Source organism: Brasilonema bromeliae SPC951, assembly GCF_012912135.1.
Lineage (GTDB): Bacteria > Cyanobacteriota > Cyanobacteriia > Cyanobacteriales > Nostocaceae > Brasilonema > Brasilonema bromeliae.
Genome location: NZ_QMEB01000260.1, coordinates 1 through 9,063, shown reverse-complemented (window position 1 = coordinate 9,063; position 9,063 = coordinate 1). Strand labels below are relative to the sequence as shown.

Sequence of the window (9,063 nt, the reverse complement as noted above, 5' to 3'; positions counted from 1 at the left end):
CGATGAATGTTGAATCCCCTCGCCCTTAGGCAGGGGAGTGTCAAGCAGCTCATTTACGAAGCAGCCCGCACAGGCAAAACCATCAAAGTTTAGCACTCACCAACTCTCCTCTTCCTTTTCTTTCTCTGCGCTCTCTGCGCCTCTGCGGTTCATTTTTCATAAACCTAACTGAGGAAATAAATATGTCTGACACAAGCGTTAAAAAAGTAGACTCAGCCTACTCTCCCAAAGGTCAACTGGGTCAAAAGTATCTCGCCTCTGGTAAATCTGTTTCAATGCGTCTTTGGGAAAACGAACAACCCGGTGAATCCAAAGAACCAGCAACACGCGAATATGAAACCGTTGGTTATGTCATCACTGGTCGTGCAGAATTGCACCTTGAAGGTCAAGTCGTTTTACTAGAGCCTGGAAATTCCTGGGTCGTACCAAAAGGAGCATCCCACACTTACAAAATTCTAGAACCATTTACCGCTGTTGAGGCAACCAGTCCACCCGCCCAAGTTCACGGTCGAGACGAAAATTAATTTATACTTAGTAAATTTTGACAAAATTCTCTCTTAGTTATAGTAAACCAGAAGCTAAACTTCTGGTTTTTTCTTCATTTTATGATAAATGAAGTTTCTGGATGTGCATCTCTAGATTCACTTGGAAACGAACTGCCCTCAGTCGATTTACTTATTTTTTCAGTACTTTTTATTTAACTCTAGAGTGATGTATCGCAAGCATGAAATAAGTTTCCTAGAAAGCATAGGCGGCACAAAAATCAGATTAGCCTCATTTTGTGCCAGACCCATGTTCAACTAATTAGGTAATAATAATGTTCTACCACACCAAGAAGCTACAGTACTTCAGACCACCAGAAAAACCAGACGCTATTTACGCTAAGAAGATTCAAGAACTCATCGGTGGTGTCTTTGGTGAGATGACCGTGATGATGCAGTACCTGTTCCAAGGCTGGAATTGTCGCGGACCTGCTAAATACCGCGATATGCTCTTAGATATTGGTACCGAAGAAATCGGTCACGTCGAAATGCTTGCCACAATGATTGCTCACCTGCTGGATAAAGCACCCATCAAATTGCAAGAAGATGGTGCAAAAGACCCAGTGGTGGGTGCGGTTATGGGTGGTTCCAATACACAGAATGTCATTACAGATATCATGGGGGCAGCAATGAATCCCCAACATGCAATTGTCTCTGGTTTGGGTGCTCTCCCAGCCGACAGCGTTGGTTTCCCCTGGAACGGTCGCTTTATCGTCGCTAGTGGTAACCTACTAGCAGATTTTCGCTCCAATCTTCATGCCGAATCTCAAGGACGCTTGCAAGCAGTGCGAATGTATGAGATGAGCAATGACCCAGGAGTGAAAGATACCCTGAGTTTCATGATAGCTCGCGACACCATGCATCAAAACCAGTGGGAAGCTGCAATTGAGGACTTAAAAGAATCCGGATTGGAAAGTACTCCAGTTCCCAGTTCCTTCCCGTTGGAATTGGAGAAGCGCGAGTTTGCTTATCAGTTCTGGAACAACTCTGAAGGTACCGAAAGTTCTGAAGGTCGCTGGGCAAAAGGTCCTTCTCCAGACGGTAAGGGAGAATTCCAGTATGTAGAAAATCCCCAACCACTAGGACCAGAACCACTACCTCCTCAAAGCGATCCAAGACTGCATGGGACGCCTTTAAACAAACAAGCCCAAGGTAGCGCAGACACTTTGATTAATCGCACGACTATCGGTGGCTAATATTGACACTCCCCTGCTTGGTGATTTCGATTGTCACTGCAAAAATTAGCACGTAATCTACTGGCACATACAAGGCGTATGTGTCAGTTTTCTTTTTTAGGAACAATGTTACAAAGTATCGAGAGTAGAAAGCCCATCCCCTTTCAGGGGTGGGGACGCCAGGTCGCACAACGGGGGGAACCCCCGCAAGCGACTGGCTCATGAATACGATGCAAATGCGCGTTGCAGTCTAAATATCTGTGCTATTTTCCAAAATTAGGAACTTTATATGTGAAGTTTACATCACAATAAACAAAGTAAGGTTAATCATGAGGAGGTGAGGTTATTCATGCTGGTATTAGAAGCAAAGTTAGAAGGAAGTAGCGAACAATACACAATTCTGGACGAAATGATTCGTACAGCCAGATTCATCCGTAACTCATGCGTTCGATACTGGATGGATAACCGGGATGTAGGAAAAAACGAGATTAGTGCATACACCGCTATACTTGCTTCCCTGTATGAGTGGGCGGGTAAGCTTAACTCAATGGCGCGTCAAGCTAGTGGTGAAAGAGCGTGGCAGTCTATCAACCGTTTTTATTCCAATTGCAAAAAGAAAGTTCCTGGTAAAAAAGGATATCCCAAGTTTCGCAGAGAACAAACTCATGGAAGTGTGGAGTACAAGACAACTGGATACAAGCTGTCAAAAGACCGTCGTTCTATCACTTTCACTGACAAGTTTGATGCTGGGACTTTTAAGATGTGGGGTACTCGTGACCTCCATTTCTACCAGTTGAACCAGATAAAACGTGTTCGCGTTGTACGGCGTGCAGATGGTTATTATTGCCAGTTTTGTGTTGATCAGGAACGTTTAGAAAAACGAGAGCCAACACAAACAACTGTCGGGCTAGATGTTGGGTTGAATCACTTCTACACTGACAGCAAGGGAAACACGGTCGAGAATCCCCGCTATCTACGCAAAGGGGAGAAAGCGCTCAAACGTCTACAAAAACGAGTTTCTAGAAAGAAGAAAGGGTCGAGCAACAGAACCAAAGCTAGGAAAAAACTAGCGCTTAAGCACCTCAAAGTAAGTCGTCAACGTAAAGATTTTGCTGTGAAGTTAGCAAGATGCGTAGTGATATCTAACGATGTCGTGGCGTATGAAGATTTGAAGGTGCGGAACATGGTCAAGAACACCAAACTTGCAAAGTCAATCAGTGATGCAGCATGGTCATTGTTTCGTCAATGCGTTGAATATTTTGGGAAAGTATTCGGAGTGGCAACAGTCGCCGTACCTCCACACAATACTTCTCAGAACTGCTCGCATTGTGGTAACAAAGTCCAGAAGTCGCTGTCAACCAGAACTCATCGCTGCCCACATTGCGGAACTGTTCTTGATCGTGACCCTTCGGGTTCGCAGTCGCCTACGGAGGGAGACCCTCCTGCAGCGCTGTCTCACCATAATGCAGCACTGAACATTCTTGAGATAGCACTCCGTACCGTGGGGCACACGGGAACGAAAACGTCTGGGGATGAGAACGACCTCTGCCTGGGTGAGGAAACTCCTTCAGGTAAGCCGACTCGTGGAACCAGAAAATCTAAGGCGCAAGTCTTGGAATCCCACGGCTTTTTGTCCAAATGAGCACGCAGTGCGATATTTGGGCAGCCGTGGGAGGATGTCAAACTCATGAGAGTAGCTAATCAGCTAGCTGGTGTGTTTTGTCTTGAAATAACAATAAACAATAAAGGCAAATGCAATGGCGAGATCGGCGTTGATGGCATTCTTACAGCGAGCTTACAAAATCACTCAGGTATCTTTAGAAACAGGAATTCCTGCGGACGAAATAGTTGATATTCTCCAGCAAAAAACCACTCGTCGTCGCTTAATATATGGAGGTTTGGGATTAGCAAGTGCCATCAGTGCAGTGACGTGGCATGATGGAAGTGACTCAGTTGCATTTGGTACAATTCCTAAAGTCTTGGTGGTAGGTGCGGGAATTGCTGGACTCGTCGCTGCTTATCGTCTTTATCAAGCTGGAGTTCCTGTGGATATTGTTGAGGCAAGAAATCGTATCGGTGGTCGAATATATACGCTACAAAATGCTTTAGGGACTTCAATACCTGTAGACTTGGGTGGAGAATTTATTGACACAAAACATACTAGCTTACGCTCTTTAGCGCAGGAATTAGGTTTGCAAATTGCAGATTTGTATGCTGCTGATAAGGATTTGATACAAGGAACATTGTATTTTCAGGGGCGTAAGATATCAGAAAAAGAAATCTTACAGTGGTTCACTCCATTGGTGCAGAAAATCAAGCGAGATTTAGCCGCTATCGGCAAGACACCTGTTACTTATCGTACACACAATCAGGTTGCTATTAAGTTAGATAATACCTCCATCACTCAGTACTTAGAGGAAGCACAAGTTCACCCGCTTCTGAGTCAGAGAATACAAGTTGCTTATACTGGTTTATACGGTCGAGAAGCTCGGGAACAGTCTAGTTTGAATATGCTGCTTTTTATTGGCACAGATACGAACAGCTTTCAGATTAGTGCCGAAAGTGATGAACGTTATCAGATTGTTGGTGGAAATGACCAAGTTCCTCGTTTATTAGCGCGATTGTTAACAAATTCTATTGAAACGGGGACTCAATTAGAAGCTATTACAACTCGAAATGATGGTAGCTACCGAGTCAGTTTACGTTCTGGTAACCGCTCTTTTGAACGAACATATGAGCGAGTTTTGCTGGCGTTACCTTTTAGTACTCTGCGACAAGTCTCGTTAAATGTAGATTTGCCAGCGGTGAAAAAGAAGGCGATTGCCCAATTAGGTTACGGTAACAATGCCAAGTTAATTACCGCTTATCAAGAACGCATATGGCGCACACGCTATAACTCAACAGCCTTTGTCTCTTGCGACTTAGACTTTCAAACCATCTGGGAAGCTTCTCGTTATCAACCAGGTTCAAATGGTCTACTCACCAATTTTACCAGCGCTCAAAGCAGTTTACTTCTTGGGCAAGGTTCGGCTGAATCTCAAGCTCAAAAACTGCTCACACAACTAGAAAAGATATTTCCAGGAATTGCTAGTGTCCGCAAAGGTGAAGCTATTCGTGCGTATTGGCCCAGAGAACCTTATACAAGAGGTTCCTATGCTTGCTATCTTGTTGGACAGTGGACAACAATTGCAGGAGCTGAACAAGAAAATGTAGGGAATCTGTTTTTTGCTGGTGAACATTGCTCCCAAAGATTTCAAGGTTATATGGAAGGTGGTTGTAGAACAGGTGAAATGGCTGCTGTCCAAATTCTACGTTCTTTGGGTTTGAAAAAGAGCGCGGCTCAACAACAAGCGCGAATTACTGAAAAACAAACTTCATAATCCAGCAATTCCAGTACCCAGCCTTATGGTAGTTTAGGGTTGGTTACACTTAACATCTTGCAACAGATAACTTTTCCCCTTATGACTGGAGAGCAAAACCTTGGGAATAGAACTACGCAGTTTCGTATTTCTCGACAGCCTGCAACCTCAACATGCAGCATATATGGGAACGGTAGCCCAAGGTTTCTTACCATTACCAGGAGATTCATCGCTGTGGATTGAAATCTCTCCTGGTATCGAAATTAATCGGATTACGGATGTAGCACTGAAAGCAGCCTCTGTCCGTCCTGGAGCACTCGTGGTCGAACGATTATATGGTCTATTGGAAATTCATTCTAGCTCCCAAGGGGAAACGCGAGCTGCTGGTCAAGCCATTTTGGCGACACTAGGAGTCAAAAAAGACGAATGTCTCAAACCGCGTGTTGTTTCTAACCAGATTATCCGCAACATTGATGCTTACCAAGCACAACTTCTCAATCGCACGAACCGGGGACAAATGCTGCTGGCTGGGGAAACGCTGTATGTATTAGAAGTTGAGCCTGCTGCTTATGCTGCACTGGCTGCGAATGAAGCGGAGAAAGCAGCGGCGATTAACATCCTTGCTGTTCAACCTGTAGGAAGCTTTGGACGGCTTTACTTAGGTGGACAAGAACGAGATATTCTTGCAGGTGCTCAAGGAGCGTTAACGGCGATTGAAAATGTAGCTGGTCGGGTAAATCCTCAGAGTGGGCGTCAGGAGTAGAACATGGCAAATCTTCAGCATCTAGCTTTACTACAAATAGGTGCGCTGGCATGGAATGAGTGGAGAAGGAAAAATCCCCAAATTGAACCAGATCTTAGAGATGCTGAACTCAATGGCGCTAACCTCTACACAGCCAACCTCATAAAAGCTAATTTAAGCGCTGCTAACTTCAGTGTTGCTAACTTAAGCGCTGCTACACTGACACAAGCTGATTTAACTCATGCCAATCTGATTGGAGCTGATTTGACTGAGGCGAATCTCAAAGGCGCTTTCCTGTGTGAGGCTAACTTGATTGGGACTGAGTTGAAAGGCGCTAACTTGAGAGATGCCGATTTGGGTCATGCAAAGCTAATTCGTGCTAACCTCTGTTTTGCAAACTTAATCGCAGCGAACTTAATTGCGGCTGACTTAAGTAAGGCAAACCTGTACGAAGCAGAAGTGATTGGCGCTTACCTTTACAAAGCTGACTTGTACAAAGCTAATCTCAGGCAAGCTCACCTGAGTGGTGCATACTTGTTACGAGCTAATTTGAGTGAAGCTGACTTGAGTAAAGCTGACTTGAGATGGACTAACCTCCAAGGAGCGAACTTAGCAGGAGCTAATCTCAGAGGAGCTAAGCTTGAGGGAGCGAAACTCAGGGGAGCCAACCTTAGTGGTGTGGATTTTCAGGACACAATTATATCTGAGTAATACATGTGTCAAAAGAAGAATTCAGAATTGGTGAATAGAATTAGCATATTTTCAGCAATACCTACTCAAAATTAACTAATTATAAAAAGAAATGCCTAGGAATTATCAAAATTTACACATTGACAAATGAGACAATAAATGCAGTAGTGAAAACGAGGTATTCATGATGGACAACAGAGAACTTGGCAAGATGGAGAAAGCTATGGAAACTTTGAATCGCGATGGCGCAGGTTTCTTAGTTGTAACGGTTGGTCGCATCAAAGGACCTCTAAATGCAGAAATGGTCAGACTGGCTCTAGATCTTGTTCAGCGTCGTCACCCTCGTCTGAATTCTCGTATTGTTGGTTCCTTGGATAATCTCCACTTTCAAACTGGAGAGATGCCTTTGATTCCTTTGCGTGTTGTAGACAAGTTACACGATGAACAGTGGACTGATGTCGTTTTGGAAGAGCTGAATGAAAAAATCGACAGTAGCAAAGGTTTACTCAGAGCTGTACTCATTCTTCCAATGAATAAATCGTGTGTAAATTATCTGATCCTAACAGTGCATCACAGTATATCAGATGGGTTGTCATGCCTCCAACTGTACTCAGAAATATTGGCATATTGCCAGAGTTTTGCTTCCAATGACCCAATAACTCAAGTTATTAGCTTGCCCACACTTCCACCCGTCGAAGAGCTACTGCCTGAATCGAAAAAGGAGTTGAGGAAAGAGCCTCTGCGTAACCTACCAGAACCCTTAGGTGTTGAAACCTTGGGTTTTGAGAAATGTGTACCGATGGAGTTACGCCGTTGCGGTCTGGTTCACAGACAGCTAGATGCCGAGTTAACCCAGCAGCTCGTAAATATTTGTAGGCAGGAGAAGACAACAGTGCAAGGTGCTTTGTGCGCGGCAATGCTGTTTGCAGCGGTAAGAAAAATCAGGACAGGTCAGACTAATGATGTGCGTGTGAGCTGCCGATCGCCTATTGATTTACGTCAACGTCTAAAACCAGTTATTAGCAATGGGAATATGATAGCGCTGGTTTCGTCTGTGATGTCATTTCACACTTTACAACTAAATACATCATTTTGGGAATTGGCACGGGATATAAAACAACAGCTTCACGCTGGTTTAGAGAGGGAGGAAATATTCACCGGAGTATTGACGTTCAGTCAGAATGTCGAGTTACTTCTCAGACAACCTCATGAAGTATTGGCGACGGTGAGTGTCAGCAACGTGGGTCGAGTAAACATCCCCAGAGTTTACGGTTCACTCGAACTAGAAGAAATCAGCTTCGTGCCATCGATTGCTGCATATGGGGGTGTTTTCTATGCTGCTGTCACAACTTTTCAGGGAAAAATATTTTTGAATTTTCCGTTTTCTGAACCGGCAATCAGTCTCCATACGATGGAGAACCTTATAAACAGCGCAGTGTCCTGTATTATTGACGCTTGCCAGGGATATTGTCAACTTAAGCCCAATACCCATGAATGAAATCAATAACCCATAGCAAGTTTACAAGCCTAGGTACTGTCCGGAGAGTAGCTTGCCTCCGCAGGCTTTGTGGTAAGTTAACTTGCGTGGACTTCGTTTGTAGCCGTGGGATACGCTTTGCGTCAAGCCTCCGGCTTATCGCTCGCTTGGACGACATTGAGGATTTGGCAAGACGGTTTGCTGCCATATTATGAACAAGTGGTAGCGACAGTGTACAATTCTTAACATGAGAAAAAAATTAGTTGTAGCCTCTATTCTTCTTTGTCTAATGAATTCTTCTTTGGCAAACGCAGAAGTTAATCATTTTGAAGACCCCAGACTGACGGTCTCAACTGTTGAGGCAGATTGGTCGATCAAGACTGATAAAACTGAAAGACCGCAAGTTGGTGCTAGCGTTGCAACATTGATCCAAGCGCAAAAGGAATTACAATTTCAGGGTACACTGGCTGCGATTGAGGGTAATGGGGGACTTGTCGGGTTTGCGTTTGTAGAAACACCTTTATCCCAAGATTTGAGCCAATACAAGTACATAGAATTCTACGCTAAATCTAAAGAAGCCAGAGTCGTTTACACGCTAACACTCAAAGACGAGCAAACTCAGCAGGACGCTGGAACTCTCACATTTGAGCAAGAGTTTGTTGTTGGGACAGACTGGACAAAAGTGAAGTTGCCTTTGAGTGAGTTTCAACCAAAAATTCGTGGGAGACTTGTAGATAGCTTTCAATTGGATTTGGGGCAAGTGCGATCGCTCTCTTTTCAAATCAATCGCAGCAAGCAGGAACCAGATTCACCCATTCCACTGGAGTTTGCTTTAGATGTAGGTTCAGAGGTATTGGTCACAAATCAAGAGTAAAGTCAACAACTAAGGGTGTAAGGGTGTAAGGCTGTAGGGGTGTAGGGGTAAGAAAACCCCATCAATGAATTGAGGGGCTTGGAATAAGGATTATTGCTTTTATTTTCTCCATCAATAAATTGAGGAGCCAGTGTCGTGGTGAGGCAGCGCGGTCTTGGGGGTTTCCCCCATGAGCGACTGCCGAAAGGGTCTCCCGACTTGAGA

General features: G+C 44.4%; 9 protein-coding genes. 8 read left to right on the top strand and 1 reads right to left on the bottom strand.

What is annotated here, in order from left to right; translation table 11 throughout:
• Positions 1-182: 182 nt before the first annotated feature.
• From DP116_RS24535 to DP116_RS24495, 8 genes are all read left to right on the top strand, one after another.
• Positions 183-524: a cupin domain-containing protein gene (locus DP116_RS24535; protein WP_169157643.1), complete on the top strand. Its 342-nt coding sequence runs from the start codon at positions 183-185 to the stop codon at positions 522-524.
• A 293-nt stretch (positions 525-817) separates the two neighbouring features.
• Positions 818-1,738, top strand: a complete 921-nt coding sequence (locus DP116_RS24530; protein ID WP_169157642.1) for a manganese catalase family protein — start codon at positions 818-820, stop codon at positions 1,736-1,738.
• Between the two features lie 328 nt (positions 1,739-2,066).
• Positions 2,067-3,359 (top strand): RNA-guided endonuclease InsQ/TnpB family protein, encoded by a 1,293-nt coding sequence (locus tag DP116_RS24525; RefSeq protein ID WP_169157641.1) that lies wholly within the window; start codon positions 2,067-2,069, stop codon positions 3,357-3,359.
• A gap of 115 nt (positions 3,360-3,474) precedes the next feature.
• Positions 3,475-5,097 carry a flavin monoamine oxidase family protein gene (locus tag DP116_RS24520; protein WP_169157640.1) on the top strand — a complete coding sequence of 541 codons (1,623 nt, stop codon included), beginning with the start codon at positions 3,475-3,477 and terminating at the stop codon, positions 5,095-5,097.
• 100 nt (positions 5,098-5,197) lie between these two features.
• Complete coding sequence (gene ccmP, locus DP116_RS24515) at positions 5,198-5,839, top strand: beta-carboxysome protein CcmP (protein WP_169157639.1); 642 nt, start codon at positions 5,198-5,200, stop codon at positions 5,837-5,839.
• Positions 5,840-5,842: 3 nt separating this feature from the next.
• Complete coding sequence (locus tag DP116_RS24510) at positions 5,843-6,529, top strand: pentapeptide repeat-containing protein (protein ID WP_211173489.1); 687 nt, start codon at positions 5,843-5,845, stop codon at positions 6,527-6,529.
• A 163-nt stretch (positions 6,530-6,692) separates the two neighbouring features.
• The gene (locus tag DP116_RS24500) at positions 6,693-8,006 is read left to right on the top strand and encodes a phthiocerol/phthiodiolone dimycocerosyl transferase family protein (protein ID WP_169157638.1); all 1,314 of its coding nucleotides are present in this window, start codon (positions 6,693-6,695) and stop codon (positions 8,004-8,006) included.
• 226 nt (positions 8,007-8,232) lie between these two features.
• Complete coding sequence (locus DP116_RS24495; protein ID WP_211173488.1) at positions 8,233-8,859, top strand: CIA30 family protein; 627 nt, start codon at positions 8,233-8,235, stop codon at positions 8,857-8,859.
• A gap of 2 nt (positions 8,860-8,861) precedes the next feature.
• On the opposite strand, the gene DP116_RS28710 is transcribed toward DP116_RS24495, so the two are convergent.
• Positions 8,862-9,063, bottom strand: a 202-nt coding sequence (locus DP116_RS28710) for a hypothetical protein (protein ID WP_211173487.1), incomplete at its 5' end; no start/stop codon positions are given.

Excerpts from the sequence above, each read along its gene's own strand:
- DP116_RS24520 (WP_169157640.1), top strand. The coding sequence starts at position 3,475 with ATGGCGAGATCGGCGTTGATGGCATTCTTACAGCGAGCTTACAAAATC.
- DP116_RS24525 (WP_169157641.1), top strand. The coding sequence starts at position 2,067 with ATGCTGGTATTAGAAGCAAAGTTAGAAGGAAGTAGCGAACAATACACA.
- DP116_RS24535 (WP_169157643.1), top strand. The coding sequence starts at position 183 with ATGTCTGACACAAGCGTTAAAAAAGTAGACTCAGCCTACTCTCCCAAA.
- DP116_RS24500 (WP_169157638.1), top strand. The coding sequence starts at position 6,693 with ATGATGGACAACAGAGAACTTGGCAAGATGGAGAAAGCTATGGAAACT.
- DP116_RS24495 (WP_211173488.1), top strand. The coding sequence starts at position 8,233 with ATGAGAAAAAAATTAGTTGTAGCCTCTATTCTTCTTTGTCTAATGAAT.
- DP116_RS24510 (WP_211173489.1), top strand. The coding sequence starts at position 5,843 with ATGGCAAATCTTCAGCATCTAGCTTTACTACAAATAGGTGCGCTGGCA.
- DP116_RS24530 (WP_169157642.1), top strand. The coding sequence starts at position 818 with ATGTTCTACCACACCAAGAAGCTACAGTACTTCAGACCACCAGAAAAA.